At 68.9% G+C, this 17,435-nt stretch carries 14 protein-coding genes and 1 pseudogene; 11 read left to right on the top strand and 4 right to left on the bottom strand.

Annotated features, from left to right (window positions below; genetic code table 11):
* Positions 1-111: 111 nt before the first annotated feature.
* The gene (gene htpG / locus QE438_RS08440) at positions 112-2,034 is read right to left on the bottom strand and encodes a molecular chaperone HtpG (protein WP_306991150.1); all 1,923 of its coding nucleotides are present in this window, start codon (positions 2,032-2,034) and stop codon (positions 112-114) included.
* Between the two features lie 218 nt (positions 2,035-2,252).
* On the opposite strand from htpG, the gene rsmD reads away from it, so the two are divergent.
* From rsmD to QE438_RS08410, 6 genes and pseudogenes are all read left to right on the top strand, one after another.
* Positions 2,253-2,840 carry a 16S rRNA (guanine(966)-N(2))-methyltransferase RsmD gene (gene rsmD, locus QE438_RS08435; RefSeq protein WP_306991152.1) on the top strand — a complete coding sequence of 196 codons (588 nt, stop codon included), beginning with the start codon at positions 2,253-2,255 and terminating at the stop codon, positions 2,838-2,840.
* A 48-nt stretch (positions 2,841-2,888) separates the two neighbouring features.
* On the top strand, positions 2,889-3,401 hold the full coding sequence (gene coaD, locus QE438_RS08430) for a pantetheine-phosphate adenylyltransferase (RefSeq protein ID WP_130535592.1): 513 nt from the start codon (positions 2,889-2,891) through the stop codon (positions 3,399-3,401).
* Between the two features lie 28 nt (positions 3,402-3,429).
* Positions 3,430-3,927 carry a hypothetical protein gene (locus QE438_RS08425; protein ID WP_130521157.1) on the top strand — a complete coding sequence of 166 codons (498 nt, stop codon included), beginning with the start codon at positions 3,430-3,432 and terminating at the stop codon, positions 3,925-3,927.
* 338 nt (positions 3,928-4,265) lie between these two features.
* On the top strand, positions 4,266-4,514 hold the full coding sequence (locus tag QE438_RS08420; protein ID WP_130521133.1) for a YfhL family 4Fe-4S dicluster ferredoxin: 249 nt from the start codon (positions 4,266-4,268) through the stop codon (positions 4,512-4,514).
* Between the two features lie 103 nt (positions 4,515-4,617).
* Positions 4,618-6,267 (top strand): annotated as a pseudogene (gene ggt / locus QE438_RS08415) (gamma-glutamyltransferase); the annotation flags it as partial.
* Between the two features lie 104 nt (positions 6,268-6,371).
* The gene (locus QE438_RS08410) at positions 6,372-7,265 is read left to right on the top strand and encodes an MBL fold metallo-hydrolase (RefSeq protein ID WP_306991158.1); all 894 of its coding nucleotides are present in this window, start codon (positions 6,372-6,374) and stop codon (positions 7,263-7,265) included.
* Positions 7,266-7,620: 355 nt separating this feature from the next.
* Here the strand turns inward: QE438_RS08410 and QE438_RS08405 are convergent, their stop codons facing one another.
* Positions 7,621-7,911, bottom strand: a complete 291-nt coding sequence (locus QE438_RS08405) for a PsiF family protein (protein WP_130524785.1) — start codon at positions 7,909-7,911, stop codon at positions 7,621-7,623.
* Positions 7,912-8,348: 437 nt separating this feature from the next.
* Positions 8,349-8,981 (bottom strand): uracil phosphoribosyltransferase, encoded by a 633-nt coding sequence (gene upp / locus QE438_RS08400; RefSeq protein WP_130521125.1) that lies wholly within the window; start codon positions 8,979-8,981, stop codon positions 8,349-8,351.
* A gap of 266 nt (positions 8,982-9,247) precedes the next feature.
* Here upp and QE438_RS08395 point away from each other — a divergent pair, with 266 nt between their 5' ends.
* Entirely contained in the window at positions 9,248-11,731 is a 2,484-nt protein-coding gene (locus QE438_RS08395) for a TonB-dependent receptor (protein WP_306996072.1), read from the top strand.
* Positions 11,728-12,903: a phytase gene (locus tag QE438_RS08390; protein WP_307183959.1), complete on the top strand. Its 1,176-nt coding sequence runs from the start codon at positions 11,728-11,730 to the stop codon at positions 12,901-12,903. The genes QE438_RS08395 and QE438_RS08390 overlap by 4 nt, the downstream gene beginning before the upstream one ends.
* 147 nt (positions 12,904-13,050) lie before the next feature.
* Here the strand turns inward: QE438_RS08390 and QE438_RS08385 are convergent, their stop codons facing one another.
* Positions 13,051-14,550: an aminotransferase class III-fold pyridoxal phosphate-dependent enzyme gene (locus QE438_RS08385; protein ID WP_307183960.1), complete on the bottom strand. Its 1,500-nt coding sequence runs from the start codon at positions 14,548-14,550 to the stop codon at positions 13,051-13,053.
* Positions 14,551-14,720: 170 nt separating this feature from the next.
* Between QE438_RS08385 and QE438_RS08380 the strand changes: the two genes are divergently transcribed.
* From QE438_RS08380 to QE438_RS08370, 3 genes are all read left to right on the top strand, one after another.
* Positions 14,721-15,152: an Lrp/AsnC family transcriptional regulator gene (locus QE438_RS08380; RefSeq protein WP_306991162.1), complete on the top strand. Its 432-nt coding sequence runs from the start codon at positions 14,721-14,723 to the stop codon at positions 15,150-15,152.
* A 183-nt stretch (positions 15,153-15,335) separates the two neighbouring features.
* Positions 15,336-16,016, top strand: coding sequence for a hypothetical protein (locus QE438_RS08375; RefSeq protein WP_306991164.1), 681 nt, complete (start codon positions 15,336-15,338; stop codon positions 16,014-16,016).
* Positions 16,013-17,431, top strand: coding sequence for an XVIPCD domain-containing protein (locus tag QE438_RS08370; protein WP_306991166.1), 1,419 nt, complete (start codon positions 16,013-16,015; stop codon positions 17,429-17,431). The genes QE438_RS08375 and QE438_RS08370 overlap by 4 nt, the downstream gene beginning before the upstream one ends.
* The last annotated feature ends 4 nt before the right edge of the window (positions 17,432-17,435 follow it).

The raw sequence follows: 17,435 nt of genomic DNA, 5'->3' as shown, positions 1-17,435 counted from the left end.
GAAGGCCTGGTGTGCGGGGGTGTGGCGGGGTGCGGTGAAGGTGGGGGCTGCCGCGCGCTGGCCGTACCCTCACCCCAACCCCTCTCCCGGAGGGAGAGGGGCTCAAGTGGGTCAGCGGGACAGGTCGAGCAGAAGCTTGTTGAGGCGGCGCACGTAGCCGGCCGGGTCCTTGAGGCTGTCGCCCGCGGCCAGCGCGGCCTGATCGAACAGCACGCGGGTCAGGTCGCCGAAGCGTTCCTCGTCGCTTTCGGCATCCAGGCGCTCGATCAGGGGATGGGCCGGGTTGAACTCGAACACCGGCTTGCCCTCGGGCACCTTCTGCCCGCTGGCTTCCAGGATCTGGCGCATCTGCAGGCCCAGGTCGCCCTCGCCGATGGCCAGGATCGCCGGCGAATCGGTCAGGCGATGCGACACGCGCACCTCGGACACGTCCTCGCCCAGCGCCTGCTTCAGGCGTGCGACCAGCTGCTCCTTGTCCTTGGCGATCTGCTCCTGGGCCTTCTTGTCCTCCTCGGACTCCAGTGCGCCCAGGTCCAGGTCGCCGCGGGCGACGTCGACGAAGGACTTGCCGTCGAACTCGGTCAGGTAGCTCATCAGCCACTCGTCGATGCGGTCGGTCAGCAGCAGCACCTCGATGCCCTTCTTGCGGAACACCTCCAGGTGCGGGCTGTCCTTGACCGCGGCGAAGCTCTCGCCGGTCAGGTAGTACAGCTTGTCCTGGCCTTCGACCATGCGCGCCACGTAGTCGGCCAGCGCCACGTCCTGGGCGTCGGTGCCGGACTTGGTCGAGGCGAAGCGCAGCAGGCCGGCGATCTTCTCGCGGTTGGCGTAGTCCTCCGAGGGGCCCTCCTTGAGGACCTGGCCGAACTCCTTCCAGAACCTGGCGTAGTCCTCGGGCTTGTCCTTGGCCAGCTTCTCCAGCATGTCCAGCGCGCGCTTGGTCAGGGCCGACTTCATCGAGTCGATCACCGGGCCCTTCTGCAGGATCTCGCGCGAGACGTTGAGCGGCAGGTCGGAGGAATCCACCACGCCCTTGATGAAGCGCAGATACAGCGGCAGGAACTGGTCGGCCTGGTCCATGATGTAGACGCGCTGCACGTACAGCTTCAGGCCCTTGGCCGCGTCGCGGTGGTACAGGTCGTACGGCGCGCGCGAGGGCGTGTACAGCAGCGAGGTGTACTCGAGCTTGCCCTCGACCTTGTTGTGGCTCCAGGCCAGCGCGTCGGCGTGGTCGTGGGCGATGTGCTTGTAGAACTCCTGGTACTCGGCGTCGGTCACCTCCGACTTGGGCCGGGTCCACAGCGCGCTGGCGCGGTTGACCGCCTCCCACTCGGGCGCGGCCGGGGCCTCGTCTTCGGCCGGGGCAGGCTGCTCCTTGCGCAGTTCGACCGGCAGGGCGATGTGGTCGGAGTACTTCTTGACGATGCCGCGCAGGCGCCAGCCGTCGGCGAAGCCTTCCTCGCCCTCCTTCAGGTGCAGCACGATGGTGGTGCCGCGCTGCGGCTTGTCGATGGTGGCGACCTCGAAGTCGCCCTCGCCCCTGGACGACCAGTGCACGCCCTCGCTGGCCGGCAGGCCGGCGCGGCGGCTGTAGACGTCGACCTGGTCGGCCACGATGAAGGCCGAATAGAAGCCCACGCCGAACTGGCCGATCAGGTTGGCGTCCTTCTTCTGGTCGCCGGAGAGGTTCTTGAGGAAGTCGGCCGTGCCGGACTTGGCGATGGTGCCCAGGTGCGCGATGGCCTCCTCGCGGCTCATGCCGATGCCGTTGTCCTCGATGGTGACCGTGCGCGCGTCCTTGTCGAAGGAGATGCGGATGCGCAGGTCGCTGCCGTCGCCTTCCAGCAGGGAGGCATCGGTCAGCGCCTCGAAGCGCAGCTTGTCGGCCGCGTCGGCGGCGTTGGAGACCAGCTCGCGCAGGAAGATCTCCTTGTTGGAGTACAGCGAGTGGATCATCAGCTGCAGCAGCTGCTTGACCTCGGTCTGGAAGCCGCGGGTTTCCTTGTGGGTCTCCGGATGGGTGTCGGTGGTCATGGGTCGTCTTGCTCCGTGGTGGGACCGGCCTGATCGGCCGCCGATGGCTTCTTCGGGTGTGGGCGCAGGGGCGGATTTCAAGGTGGGCAGGCGATTGACGGCCCGGCTTTTGTGGGAGTCGCCATGGCGGCTCCCACCAGGGGCACGGCCAATGGGCGAAATTGCACTCCGACCCCGGTTTTCCCCATCATCGCCAGCCCCGTCGTCCGCGCCGCGCCATGTCCCGACCGCCCCCTCCCTCGTCCCGCAACGCCGGCGCCGGCCAGGTGCGCATCGTCGGTGGGCGCTGGCGCAACACGCGCCTGGCCGTGCCGGACGTGGCCGGCCTGCGGCCCAGCAGCGACCGGGTGCGCGAGACCCTGTTCAACTGGCTGACCGGCCAGCTGGCCGGGGCGCGGGTGCTGGACCTGTTCGCCGGCACCGGCGCGCTGGGGCTGGAGGCGCTCTCGCGCGGGGCGGCCGGCGCGGTGCTGGTCGAACGCGACCTGGCCGCGGCGCGCCAGCTGGCGCAGACGGTGACAAGACTGCAAGCCGACGATATCGCCCAGGTGGTGCAGGGCGACGCGCTGGCCTGGCTGGAGGGGCAGCCGGATGGGGGCTTCCAGATCGCCTTCCTCGACCCGCCGTTCGCCGACGGGCTGCATGCGCGCGTGCTGGAACGCCTGCCGCGGCTGCTCGCGCCCGGCGCCTGGCTGTACCTGGAGGCGCCGCTCGAGCAGGCGCCGGCGCTGCCGCCCGGCTTCGTCCTGCATCGCGAGGGCCAGACCCGCCAGGTGCGCTATGCGCTGGCGCGTGCGCCGGGCTGAAAGGAGCGCTGCTACACTCGGCCCGCGAATTTCCACGGGTTTTGCAGCATGAGCGTGTCGCCCATCCGGACGGCGGTCTATCCGGGCACCTTCGATCCGATCACCAACGGTCACCTGGACCTGATCGACCGCGCCGCGCCGCTGTTCGAGCGCCTGGTCATCGGCGTGGCCGCCAGCCAGAAGAAAGGGCCGGCGCTGCCGCTGGAGCAGCGCGTGGACCTGGCGCGCGCCGCCACGGCCCATCACCGGCACGTGGAGGTGATCGGCTTCGACAGCCTGCTGGCCGATTTCGTCGCCCAGGTCGGCGGCCGGGTGCTGCTGCGCGGGCTGCGCGCGGTGTCCGACTTCGAGTACGAATTCCAGATGGCCAGCATGAACCGGCATCTGATTCCCGACGTGGAAACGCTGTTCATGACCCCGGCCGAGCAATACGGCTTCATTTCCTCGACCCTGGTGCGCGAAGTGGCGCGCCTGGGCGGCGACGTGTCCGGCTTCGTGCCGGCCTCGGTCGCCAAGGCGCTGCAGGACGTGCGCCGCGCTTCGCTTTCCCCCGCCCCTTGAACCGAACGATCCAACCGGAGGCTGCACCATGAAGTCCACCAACCGCCTGCTCCTGGCCGCCTGCCTGGGCATGAGCCTGACCCTGGCCGCGTGCAAGAAGGAAGACGCGCCCGCGCAGCCGGCCGAGGCCGCCGCGATGACCGCGCCGACCACCAGCGACGATGCCGCGTGGAAGAAGTACCTGCAGGACGTCGTGCCGCGCAACATGGGCAACATCTCCAACCCGCCGATCATGTACTACCTGCCGGCCGAGACCGACCCGGACTTTCAGGGCAAGTACGACCGCCTGGCCGAGCAGGTCAGCAATGCCGCGCAGCGCGGCGTGACCTCCGGCAACATGGTGGCCTTCGGTTCGCCGGTCAGCGCCAAGATGGCCGACCTGATCGTGGCCTCCTTCGGCAAGGCCGCGGCCGGCTCGTTCAAGGGCGCGCGCGTGCTGTTCGTCGGCGCCGCGGCCGACAACGACCGCGTCAAGGCGGCGGTGGCGCCGTCCGGCGCGGACTACGTGTTCGTCGAAGCCAAGTGATCCGACGACGCGGCCGTGCCTGGCACGGCCGCGTTTTTCGGTAGCGGAGGAGGCAATGCCTCCTCTTTTGCTTTTTGGTGGGGCAGGGGTGCCGTCGTCGGCGCCGAAGCGCGGCTCCGGCGTTGCCTTTGCGGTTGTTCTGCGTGCTTGCGTTGGAGCGGGCCGCGACCTGAGCCAACCCCCTCCAAGCCTCCCCCTGCTGCGCAAGGGGAGGGGCGGAGCACCAGCGTGTCGTCTGCGGGACGGTGCACTGCGGTCCGCGGCGCGGCCTGGGGGCGGACCTGGGCGATAATGCGGGTTCCCCTTCGCTGCGTGCCCGCCGCGCCCCATCGCCTTCCATGTCGCTGAAGATCAACTCCCTGTGCGTCAACTGCGACGTCTGCGAGCCGGCCTGTCCCAATCAGGCCATCGCGATGGGCGAGGAGATCTATGTCATCGACCCGGCGCGCTGCACCGAATGCGTGGGCCATTTCGACGAGCCGCAGTGCGTGGTCGTGTGCCCGGTGGAGTGCATCGATCCCGACCCGGCGTATCCTGAAAGCCGGGAGGACCTGCTGGCCAAGCTCCAGCGCCTGCAGGGTGAATGATCCGATTCCTCAACCCTTTGGAGAGCGCGTGAAACGTTCGAGCCTGTTCGCCGTCGCCCTGACGGTCCTCTTGCCGGTCGCTGCCAGCGCGCAGCAGGCCACCCATCCTCCCGGCGCGGCGATCGCCTCGGGCCACAAGCTGGCCACCGAGGCCGGTCTCGAGATTATCCGCGAGGGCGGCAATGCCTTCGACGCGGCGGTGGCGGTGTCCTCCACGCTGGGCGTGGTCGAGCCGATCAGCTCAGGGCTGGGCGGCGGCGGCTTCTTCCTGCTGCACGATGCAGCCACCGGCCAGGACACGATGATCGATGCGCGCGAGACCGCGCCCGAGTCGGCCTCGCCGGACAAGTACCTGGACAAGGACGGCAAGCTCGACCAGTCCAAGTCGATCAACGGCCCCTGGTCGGCCGGCATCCCCGGCCTGCCGGCGGCGCTGGTGGAACTGGCCGAGAAGCACGGCAAGCTGCCGCTCAAGCAGTCGCTGGCGCCGGCCATCCGCATCGCCACCGAGGGCTTCCCGGTCTATGACCGCATGGCCCGCGGCTATGCCCAGCGCGCCAAGGAGATGGAGAAGTACCCCGGCACGCGTGAGGTCTATCTGCGCGGCGGCAAGCCGATCCAGACCGGTGAGATCTTCAAGCAGCCCGAACTGGCCCACACCCTGACCCTGCTGGCCGAGAAGGGCCGCGACGGCTTCTACAAGGGCGAGACGGCCAAGAAGCTGCTGGCCGGGGTCAAGGCCGCCGGCGGCCAGTGGACGGCGCAGGAACTGGCCGGCTACCAGGTCAAGACGCGCGCGCCGATCCAGTTCGACTACAAGGGCTGGAAGATCACCACCGTGCCGCCGCCGTCCTCCGGCGGCATCGCGCTGGCCGAGATGCTGCAGATCGTCGAGGGCTACGACCTCAAGGCGATGGACCCGGCCCACCGCGCCCACCTGGTAGTCGAGGCCATGCGCCGCGCCTACCGCGACCGCACCTTCTTCCTGGGCGATCCGGACTTCACCACCATTCCGCAGAAGGTCCTCCTGAGCAAGGACTACGCGCTGGGGCTGCGTTCGACCATCAACCCGGACAAGGCCACGCCGAGCGATCTGCTCTCGGGCAACCCGACGCCGCTGGAAGACGACGAGACCACGCACTTCTCGATCATCGACGCCCAGGGCAACCGTGTTGGCGCGACCCAGACGGTCAACCTGCTGTACGGCTCGGGCCTGATCCCCAAGGGCACCGGCGTGCTGCTCAACGACGAGATGGACGACTTCGCGCTCAAGCCCGGCACGCCCAACGCCTTCGGCGTGATGGGCTACGAGGCCAACGCGCCCAAGCCGGGCAAGCGCCCCTTAAGCTCGATGACGCCCACCTTCATGGAGAACGCCGACAAGACCATCGTGCTCGGCACGCCGGGCGGCAGCCGCATCATCACCATGGTGCTGCTGGGCATCCTGGGCTACGACGATGGGCTGAGCGCGCAGCAGGTCGCCGCGCTGCCGCGCTACCACCACCAGTGGTTGCCGGACGTCATCGACGCCGAGACCGGCACCTTCTCGCCGGAGACGATCAAGGCGCTGGAGGCGATGGGCCACAAGGTCGAACAGCCCGGCGACGAGGCTGCCGGCGGTCGCGGCTCCAGCCACGTCTGGGGCAACCTGCAGACGGTGGAATGGGATCGCAAGACCAACACCCTCAGCGGCGGCAGCGACCCGCGCAATCCGGTCGGCGCCGCGGAGATCCTGACCACGACGACGCCCTGAAGATCGCCAACGTCGTGCGATGAGGAAGGCGACGCTGGTGCGTCGCCTTCTTCGCTTCCGGCGCGCGAGGCGCCGTGCAACACAGTCTTCGGGAGGAGGCAGGCATGAAACTCTGGTCGATCCTGGGCAATTCGCAGAAGCTCGATGGCGGGGCGATGTTCGGCAACGCGCCGCGCGCGCTGTGGGCGCGCTGGGTGGAGCCCGATGCGGGCAATCGCATCGCCCTGGCCTGCCGCGCGCTGCTGGTCGAGGACCTCGACGGCAGGACGGTGCTGTTCGAGACCGGCATCGGCGCGTTCTTCGAACCGAAACTGCGCGAGCGCTACGGCGTGGTCGAGCCGGAGCATGTGCTGCTCGACTCCCTGGCGCGCGCCGGCTTCTCGCACGAGGACATCGACGTGGTGGTGCTGAGCCACCTGCACTTCGACCATGCCGGCGGCCTGCTGGCGCCGTGGCAGGAAGGCCAGGCGCCGGCGCTGCTGTTTCCCAAAGCGACCTTCGTGGTCGGCGCGGCGCACTGGCAGCGGGCGCGGGCGCCGCATCCGCGCGACCGGGCCAGCTTCATCCCCGAGCTGCCCGGGCTGCTGGAGGCCAGCGGCCGGCTGGAGCTGGTGGAGGGCCCGCATGCGCGGGCGCTTGGCGAGGCGGTGCGCTTCACCTTCAGCGACGGCCACACGCCGGGGCTGATGCTGTCGGAGATCGTCGGCCCGCAGCGCGACGCGCAAGGGCAGGCGCACGGCGGGGTGGCGTTCTGCGCCGACCTGATCCCGGGGCGCTTCTGGGTGCACGTGCCGATCACCATGGGCTACGACCGCAATGCCGAGCTGCTGATCGACGAGAAGCGCGCCTTCCTGGACGATGCGCTGGCGCGCGGGGTGCGGCTGTTCTTCACCCACGACACCGACTGCGCCCTGGCCCAGGTCACCCGCGACCCGCAGGGCCGCTTCGGCACGACGCACGAGGTGGCCGAGCTCCACGCCAGGCCGCTGGCGGCCTGAGCCGCCAGCGGGCGCTCCCGGTGGGAGCCCCAGCTACATGGATGGGAGTTGTTTGGCCCCCACCTGTAGAGCGGAGCTCGCTCCGCTGGGGCCTTCCCCACGAACCGAACGCAGAGCAGCGGAGTCCCGAAGAGGGGATTGCCACAAGCTCCGCTCTACAGGCGGGGCTGGGGCCTTCCCCACGAACCGAACGCAGAGCAGCGGAGTCCCCAAGAGGGGATTGCCACAAGCTCCGCTCTACAGGCAGGCCGCTGCGAGATTTGAGGAGACAGTTGCTCCCACACTGAGTTCGCATCGTCCCTGCGATTGCCGGGACGATGCGCCTGCGGTGTCCGCGCCGCTTGGGCGCGAGCGCTCAGCTCTTCTTGAGACAGCTGGACATGAACGTCTTGCGCGCGTCGCCGGCGAGCTTCTTGGCCGAGGCGTCGGCGTTGCAGGACTTCATGCGCTCCTGCGGCGTGGTGGCAGCGGCCGGCTTGGCGCTCAGGCAGGCCTTCTGCGCCGCCTTGTACTCCTCGCCCTTCTTGCCCTTGTTCTGGGCCGAGCACTCGGCCATGCGGGTCTGGGAACTGGACTGCGCGGCAAGGGCGTTGGCGCTCACGGCGCCGGCCAGCAGCGCGCAGGCCAGCAGGATCGAACGGGTCATGGCGTAGCTCTCCGAAAGGAAGATGGGTGACGCGGGCGGATCCTACGCCCGGCCCCGGTGCCGATGTGTGGCAGCGCTGCGACATGGCGCCGCCTGGCTGAGCGGCATTCAGCCCCCACCTGTAGAGCGGAGCTTGCTCCGCCGGGGCTTTCCCCACGAACCGAACGAAGAGCAGCGGACTGTAGAGCGGAGCTTGCTCCGCTGGGGCTTTCCCCAGGAACCGAACGAAGAGCAGCGGACTGTAGAGCGGAGCTTGCTCCGCTGTGGCTTTCCCCAGGAACCGAACGAAGAGCAGCGGACTGTAGAGCGGAGCTTGCTCCGCTGGGGCTTTCCCCACGAACCGAACGAAGAGCAGCGGAGCAAGCTCCGCTCTACAACGCGGCCGCGGCCTGATCGAGAGGGACAGTGACTCCCACAGACCGTTCCAGCCTTCCTGGTCAGCCTACCCGCGTGCCGAAGATGCGGTCGCCGGCGTCGCCCAGGCCGGGCAGGATGTAGCCCTTCTCGTTGAGATGGTCGTCGATGGCGGCGGTGTAGACCTCCACGTCCGGGTGCGCGGCCTCCAGGGCCTTGAGGCCCTCGGGCGCGGCCACCAGGAAGATGCCCTTGATGCGGCGCGCGCCGGCGCGCTTGAGCATGTCGATGGTGGCGATCAGCGTGCCGCCGGTGGCCAGCATCGGGTCCAGGATCAGCGCATCGCGCTCCTCCAGGCGGCCGGTGAGGCGTTCGAAGTAGGGCACCGGCTGCAGGGTCTCCTCGTCGCGCTGCAGGCCGACCACGCTCACGCGCGCGGCCGGGATCAGCGCCAGCACGCCGGGCAGCATGCCCAGCCCCGCGCGCAGGATCGGCACCAGGGTGATCTTGGCGCCGGCGATCTTCTGCACCTCCACCGGGCCGGCCCAGCCCTGCATGGTCTCGGTCTCGGTGTGCAGGTCGGCGGTGGCCTCGTAGGCCAGCAGCGTGCCCAGTTCGGTGACCAGCTCGCGGAACCCCTTGGTGCTCAAGGACGCATCGCGCAGCAGGCCGATCTTGTGGCGGACCAGGGGGTGACGGACTTCGACGGTTTTCATGTCTGGCAGTGAGCGAAGGCGGGCGGACCAGTGTGCCGCATCGCCCGCGTGCCGGCCCAGTCGCGGGCGCGTCGGGGCCCCCAGGCGCTGGGTGCTGGAAGGTGACCGCTCCGTCACTTTGCCGCGTGTGTCACGGTGCGGAAATCTCGTCGCAATACCGTGCCGCCCCATCTTTGTTCGTTGGGGAACGACACACCGTGCTGACGCGCCATCGCCTTGCCTGCGCCATTTCGCTCACGCTGACCGCGCTGGCGGCCCCGCCCGTGCTGGCCGGTCCCGCCGCCGACGCACCGGCCGCGGCCGCGCCTGCGGCCGATGCCACCACCCTGGACCGGCTGGTGGTGCGCCCGCAGCTGGAGGCGCAGGTCCGCGCGATCGACCTCAAGCGCGACAGCAACGCCATCCTCGACGCGGTCGCCGCGGACGACGTGGGCGACTATCCCGACCAGAACGTGGCCGAGTCGGTCTCGCGCCTGCCCGGCGTCAGCGTGACGCGCGACCAGGGCGAGGGTCGCTACGTGGTCGTGCGCGGCCTGGACGCGGCGCTCAACAGCGTCACCATCGACGGCATCGCCATCGGCACGACCGAAAGCGACAACCGCGCCACGCCGCTGGACCTGATCCCGTCCGACTCGACCGAACGCCTGAAGGTGGTCAAGTCGCCGACGCCGGACATGCCGGGCGATTCGATCGGCGGGGCGATCGAGGTCGAATCGGCCTCGGCCTTCGACCGCGACGGCCGCAGCCTGCGCGGCAGGATCGAGGCCGACCACCAGCAGCTCAGCGGGCACACCAGCCCGCGGGCCGCCTTCAACTACAGCGAGCGCTTCGCCGATGACACCTTCGGCGTGGCGCTGGGCCTGAACTACCAGGACCGCAAGTTCGAGTCGGACAACACCGAGGGCGAGTACGACGCGCTGGACAGCGGAGAACTGTTCATGGTCCAGCAGCAGCGGCGCAAGTACTTCATCGAGCGCAAGCGCTGGGGCGCCAACCTCAACCTGGACTGGCGCCCGGACGCGGACAACCGCTACTACCTGCGCACGCTCTACAGCGACTACCAGGACGCCGAGACCCGGCAGAACACCGTCATCGACTTCGACCCGGACACCGTGGTGGCCCGGGGCGATGGCACCTACCTGGCCCCGGTGGACGACCTGAGCAAGCGCGTGCGCTTCCGCACCAAGAAGGAGAACACCGCCGCCGCCAGCTTCGGCGGCGAGAACCGGCTGAGCGGCGCGGTGCTGGACTACCAGGTGGGCTACACCAGGACCGAGGAGCGCGTGCCCGACGAGCAGGAAGCCCGCTTCAAGATCACCAAGGCCGCCAAGAAGGGGCTGACGGCCAGCATCGACCAGACCGACCGCCTGCCGGACATCGACTTCTCCAGCGAGCGCTGGGCCGACAACGCCAACTACGCCTTCAACAAGTGGGTGCTCTCGCCGGGCAGCACGGACGACAAGGAAGTCAGCGCCAAGATCAACGCGCGCTTCGACGGCGACCACGCCAGCTACAAGCTGGGCCTGCTCGGCCGCTTCCGCGACCGCGACGTGGACAAGAACGAGCCCGAGCTGTCCAAGGGCCCGGCCATCGACCCGACCACCTGGACGGTCGCCGCGCCGGAGCATCGCCACAACAGCCTGGGCCAGGCGCTGAGCTCCTCGGCCATGCGCGCCTACTGGGCGCAGAACGGCGCGCGCTACAGCGCCGCCGCCGGCGACGTGGCCAGCAACGCGGTCGCCGCGCTGGCCGAGGACTACACCTCCAAGGAAGACATCCTGGCCGCCTACGCCATGGGCACCTGGGACATCGGCGCGCTGCGCGCGATCGCCGGCGTGCGCGTGGAGAACACCAGCTTCACCGCCACCGGCAACAGCATCGAGATCCAGGACGATGGGACCTTCAGCGCCACGCCGCTGAAGGCCCACCGCAGCTACACCAACGTGCTGCCGGGGCTGCACCTACGCTGGGACGGCGGGGATGGCTGGACGCTGCGCGCGGCGTTGAACAAGACCGTCTCGCGGCCCGGGTTCGGCCAGATCGCGCCGCACGCGACCATCGACCGCGACGACGGGCGGGTCGAGCTGGGCAATCCCGACCTCGACCCTTACGAATCGACCAATCTGGACCTGTCCTTCGAGAAGTATCTGGGGCAGAGCGGCATCGTCTCGATGGGCCTGTTCCGCAAGTGGATCGACGGCTACATCGTCGACACGGTCAGCAACAACGACCCGGCCTATGCCGGCTTCGACGTCACCCGCGCCATCAATGGCGATGACGCCAAGGTGCTGGGCGCCGAGTTCAACTACCAGCAGCAGCTCGACTTCCTGCCCGAGGGCTGGAACGGCCTGCTGGTCGGCGCCAGCGGCACCTGGCTGGACACCGACTTCGATCCCGGCGTGGCCACGCGCCAGGGCGAGGACTTCATGCTGCCGCGCGCATCCCGGCACGTGTACAGCGGCTACCTGGGCTATGAGAAGTACGGCGTGTCCGCGCGCGTGTCGGCGGTGTACCGCAGCGCGTACCTGGACGAGCTCGGTGCCTCGGCGCCGTACGACATCTACGTGGCGCCCAATACGCAGCTGGACTTCGGCCTGGACGTGCAGCTGAGCGACAGCGTGCAGCTGTTCTTCGATGCCTCCAATCTGCTGGACAAGCCGCTGGAGCGCTACCAGGGCGATCGCGCCCATACCCAGCAGTTCGAGGAATACGGCCGCAGCTTCGCGGTCGGCCTGAAGGTGAAGCTGTGATGGCCGCCGTGCATCTCCCGCGAGGCGCGGCCGCGCTGGCGCTGGCGTGCGCGCTGCTGTCGGCCTGCGATCGAGCGCCGGTCGCAGCGCCCGCGGCGTCCGCACCGCCAGCCACATCCGCGACCAGCGACCGCGAACCCGACGAGGCCGGCACCGGCGATCCGCTGCTGGCCACGGCCAAGGTGCCGCACCAGGTGGTGGCCGAGGCCTTCGTCACCGCCGCCACGCCGCAGGACAATCTGGATTCGCCGGCGGTGTGGGCCGCCCCGGATGGGGCGCGCTGGGTCATCACCACCGCCAAGAAGACCGGCGAGCTGGTGGTGTTCGACGGCGACACTGGCAAGCGTCTGCGCACCGTCGCCGGCAAGGGCGCCGCGCCGGGCCAGCTGGACCGGCCCAACGGGGTGTCGGTGGTGGGCGATCTGGCGCTGGTGGTCGAGCGCGACAACCACCGTGTGCAGGCGTTCTCGCTGCCGGACTTCAAGTCCGTGGCGGTGTTCGGCAGCGAGGAGCTCAAGAAACCCTACGGCCTGTGGGCGCACCCCAAGGACGAAGGCATCGAGGTCATCGTCAGCGACAACTACATGCTGGGCGCCGACGAGGACACCGTGCCGCCGCTGGCGCAGCTGGGCCAGCGCTTCCGTCGCTATCAGCTCAGCCGCGAAGGCGGGCAGTGGAAGGCGACCCTGCGCCAGACCTTCGGCGACACCGCGCAGGAAGGCGCGATCCGCATCGCCGAGTCGGTCTATGGCGACGCGGACAACGACCGCCTGCTGCTGGCCGAGGAGGACGTGCCCACCGGCACGCGCCTGCGCGAATACCGGCTCTCCGATGGCACCTACACCGGCCGCGATATCGGCGCGGGTCTGTACAAGGCGCAGGCCGAAGGCATCGCGCTGCTGGCCTGCGCGGACGGCAGCGGCTACTGGATCGGCACCGACCAGTTCAAGGACCGCAGCCTGTTCCATGTGTTCGATCGCAGGACGCTGCGGCATCTGGGCGCTTTCGCCGGGCAGGTCACGGCCAATACCGACGGAGTGTGGATGGACGCGCGCGGCGATGCGCGCTTCCCGCAGGGCGCGTTCTATGCGCTGCACGACGACCAGGCGGTGGCCGCGTTCGACTGGCGCGACATCGCCAAGGCGCTGGCGCTGCCGGGCTGCAAGTCCTAGCTTCCTGTCGTATCGGCTTTCTTTGGAGGGGCAGCGTCAGGTCTGGGGCTTCGGGTCAAAGTCGAAAGAAGTCCCGATCCATCCGGCGAAGTGCCAAACAAGAAGGCCCGCTCGCGCGGGCCTTCATGCTGCCTGGAGCCTGGCGGATCAGGCCGCCTGCGCCTGCTGCTGACGCGATCCTTCGCGCAGGGCCTGGCCAACCATCGACACCAGCAGGTCCAACTCGTCGGCGTCGATGAGGAAGTGCGGGGTGAAGCGCAGCGAGTTGGCGCCGCCGTGGATCACGTTGAGCCCGCGCATGCGCAGCGACTCCTCGATCGACCCGGCGCCATAGCACTTGAACTGCGGCGCCAGCTCGCACGAGAACAGCAGGCCGGTGCCCTGCACATTGGTGATCAACCCGCCCAGCTCGGCCTTGAGCTGTTCCAGCTTGGCCACGGCCTGCGCGCCGCGGGTGCGGATGTTCTCGCGCACCTGCGGGGTGAGCAGGGCCAGCGTGGCGCAGGCGGTCTCCAGGGCGCGCGGATTGCTGGTCATGGTGTTGCCGTACACGCCCTTGCGATACAGCCGGGCGGCGTGCTCGGTCACCGCCAGCACCGACAGCGGGTACTGGGCGGCGTTGAGCGCCTTGGAATAGGTCTCCATGTCCGGCGCCTCCAGGCCCTCGAAGCCCGGGTAGTCCACCACCGACAGCACGCCATGCGCGCGCAGGCCGGCCTGGATCGAGTCGACCAGCAGCAGGCTGCCGTGGGCCCGGGTCAGCTCGCGCGCGGCGGCGTAGAAGGCCGGCGGCAGCGCGCGGCCCGGGTCGCCTTCGCCCATCACCGGCTCCAGGAACACCGCCTCGATGAACCAGCCGTTGGCCTGCGCGTCGGCGAACACCTTGCGCAGCGCCGCCTCGTCGTAGGGCGGCACGGCGATCACCGAGTCCTCGCCGCGGTAGCTGGCCAGGTGCTGGGTATAGGTCTTGCGGCTGGAATCCGAATACAGCCCGGGCCGGTCGGTGCGGCCATGGAAGCTGCCCTTGACCACCACCCGCTTGAGCGTGGCGCCGGCATGGCGCGCGCCCGGGTCGGTCAGCAGCTTGGCGTTGATGTCGGCGATGCGCGCGGCCAGGCCGACCGATTCGGAGCCCGAGTTCAGGCACAGGAACTTCGCATACGGGCAGCCGTCGGCGCGGGTGTGGCCGATCTCGGCACGAAGGGCCGCATCGAAGCGCAGCTGCGACAGGCTGGGCGTCATGATGTTGGCCATCGCCTGCGGCTGGGCCATGGCCGCCAGCACCGCATCGGGCGTGTGGCCGAAGCCGATCATGCCGTAGCCGCCGGCGTCGTAGAGCACCGCGCCCTTCAGCGTGACCACCCACGGCCCGCAGGCGGCCAGGGCGACATAGGGGTTGACCGCATCGTCGGCGTAGAAGTTGACGTAACCCTCCTGCACCCGCGCGACCTGTTCGGCCTCGTCCAGGTCCAGCAGCGCATCGAAGCTGTCCTCCAGCGCGGCGAACTGCGCGGCGGCCGCGGCGATGGCGCGGCCCAGGTCCGGATGGCCGGAGGCCAGTCGCGCCAGGGTGGCCTCGTCCAGGCCTTCGGTCAGGCGGGTGCCGGCACGGGCGCGCAGCGGGGCGAGGGGAGCGGTCACGGACATCGGCAGGTCTCCTGGGGCGAACGGGCGGGCGTGGCGCAGCGCAGCAGGGCGAGGCGCCAGGGAAACACGGGGATGTCTGCATTATTGAAGCAACGACCGTCGATTCGACAGGTATGATCCTGGCGAATCCACCGGTTTTTTCGTCGTATCGACGAAGGGAGCTGTGCACAATGACGGTATCCGTCCCTGATCAGGCCCTGCTGGCCCTGTTGCGCGAGGACGCGCGCGCGCCGGTGGCCGAGCTGGCGCGCCGCCTGGGCGTGTCGCGCACCACCGCGCAGAGCCGGCTGGAACGGCTCGAGCGCCAGGGCGTGATCGCCGGCTATACCGTGCGCCTGCGCGACGATGTGGAACATGGCCATATCCGCGCCCACATCCTGATCACCGTGCGGCCCAAGCAGATGGTCGCCGTGACCAATGCCCTGCGCGCGATGGCCCAGGTGCGGGCGCTGCATTCGGTCAGCGGCCCACACGATCTGATCGCCATCGGCATGGCGCCCACGGTGGGCGAGATGGACGAGCTCACCGACCGTATCGGCGCGATCGAGGGCGTCGAGCGCACCACCTCCTCGATCGTGCTGTCGACCAAGTTCGAGCGCTGAGGGGCCGGATTGCGGGCGCTTGCGGCGCGATTTTCGTTTCGTTGCGCCACCCGCAGCGAGGCGACTCGACCGGATTGCGTTCGATCGCCCCGCCGTTTCTTGCACTGCATCCCGATTTGACAGGCTCGCCTGCGCTGGGGACCATTCCGGCAAGGCTTGCCGACTCCCCCGTGGAAGGACCCCATGACGCGCACCCAGCCCCGCTTGTTTGCCGCGCCCGCGCTGCTGTTCGCCCTGGCGGCCTGTTCTCCTTCAGATTCAAGGACCGATATGACCGCTGTGAATTCCCCGGCTGCCGAAGCTGGCACGCCTACCGGTGCGCGCAATCCCTCGCCCAAGGACGCCTATCGCATCACCATGACGCTCAAGGACGCGCCTGGCCCGTTCGGCTGGATGAAGGCCTTGGCGCAGTACGACGTGGTCAACAAGGAGTGCCTGAGTCCGCCGAAGGACAATCCCGGCGGTCGCAGCGCACCGGTGCCTACCGACGATGTGGAGATCCCGCTGCAGAAGGTCTCCGACACCGAGTACGTCGCCACCGTTTACGCCGACCAGATGCTCGACGAGGACTACACCGGGCGCGGGGTGTGCCACTGGAAGCTGATCCAGTTCCGGGTGCATATGAAGGCGACCGGCGCGCAGGGCGAGACGCTTTTCATCCCCAGCATCCAGGATCAGAAGCTGATCCCCGCCGAACAGGAAACGGTCTACTTCAACAAGATCTCTTATCCGAGACTGGCGTCGTCGGCGTTGGATGAGCCGCTGGATACGGGCGAGTCGGATCGGGCGAGGTTCGGTGCTTCGATCCGCGACGATGATCTTTTCACCGTGACATTTGTTCCGCACAAGGATGGTGTGCCATGACGATAGGAACCCAGCAATACGCTTATCTGGCCGACCACAGCTATGGTCGCGACAAGCACGGCGCGGCTGTTGATCTGCAATCCCTGGTGGGTAAGGTCACCGAGATCGGGGGCCTTGAGTACAAGGTCCTGGCCTACTCGGACAAGCCTTCCGGCTATCAAGGCGCCGTCTATCAGCGCATGGATACCGGTGAGATCGTGGTCGCCCATCGCGGCACCGAGTTCGAGCGAGAGAGACTCAAGGACCTGGTCAAGACCGATGGCGGCATGGTGGTTGGGCGCGACAACCGGCAGGCCGATGATGCGATTGCCCTAACGCGTCAGGCGATCGAGCTGGCGAAGGACTATGGCGCGACCAAAGGCGTCGCGCCGCCCGAGGTGACGGTCACTGGCCACTCGCTGGGCGGCACGCTGGCCGAGGTCACCGGGCATTACTTCGGCTTGAAGGGCGAAACCTTCAATGCCTTCGGCGCCGCGAGCCTGAATATGCGCAACCCCGCCACCGGCGAGCACTATCGCATTCCGGAAGGCGGCAACGCGATGGTCAATCACGTGATGGCGGCCGACCTGGTCAGCTCCGCCTCGCCGCACTACGGCCAGGTCAAGGTGTACACCAATCAGCGCGAGATCGACACGCTGCAGAAGTACGGCTACGAGAACAACAGAAGCGTGTTCGACCTGCGCAACGATATCTTCAGTGCGGTCGCCGCCATGAGCGGTGGTTCGCACGACATGGACAATTTCCTGCCGTGGAACGGCCAACATCGTCCCGACACGTCGATCCTCGCCGATCCCAAGGCGCGGCAGCTCGCGCAGCAGTACGACCCGATGATCGACAAGTTCCGGGCGGATATCAGCGGCGAGCGTCTTGCCGCGACGCTGTTGACGCGCAGCGGCAAGGGTCTGGTCGAGGATGCGTGGCACCTGACGCGCGATCCGTTGCCTGCGGGTGAGCCCGCCAAGCGGGCCGAGCAGCACGATCGTCGCGGCGCCTCGCTCGACCTCGGCAGGCCCGATCCGGCGCCCGACATGCGCGACCCGGGCCACCCGGCCAACGGCCGCTACCAGCAGGCCTACGCCGGGGTCGCGCGGATCGATCAGGGCATGGGTCGCGCGCCCGATGGCAGCAGCGAGCGCCTGGCCGCGGCGCTGACCGCCGCCAGCCCGCATCTGTCCTCGATCGATCGGGTGGGCCTGAGCCCGGACGGCAGCCGTGCCTTCGCCGTGGAGGCCTCCAACGGCCCGGCCGAGGCGCGGCAGCGGGCGCAGGTGGAGGTGGCCAGCGCCGTGCAGCGCCCGGTCGAGGCCAGCACCGCGCAATGGCAGCTCGCCACCGACCAGCTCGCCCAGTCGCACGCGCGCCAGCAGGCGCAGGAGCGCGCCAATCCGGTGGTCCAGGGCCCGGTGATGGGTTGAGCGC

The sequence above is a fragment of the Pseudoxanthomonas sp. SORGH_AS_0997 genome, assembly GCF_031453535.1.
Lineage (GTDB): Bacteria > Pseudomonadota > Gammaproteobacteria > Xanthomonadales > Xanthomonadaceae > Pseudoxanthomonas_A > Pseudoxanthomonas_A winnipegensis.
This window is presented reverse-complemented; position numbering and strand designations above follow the sequence as displayed.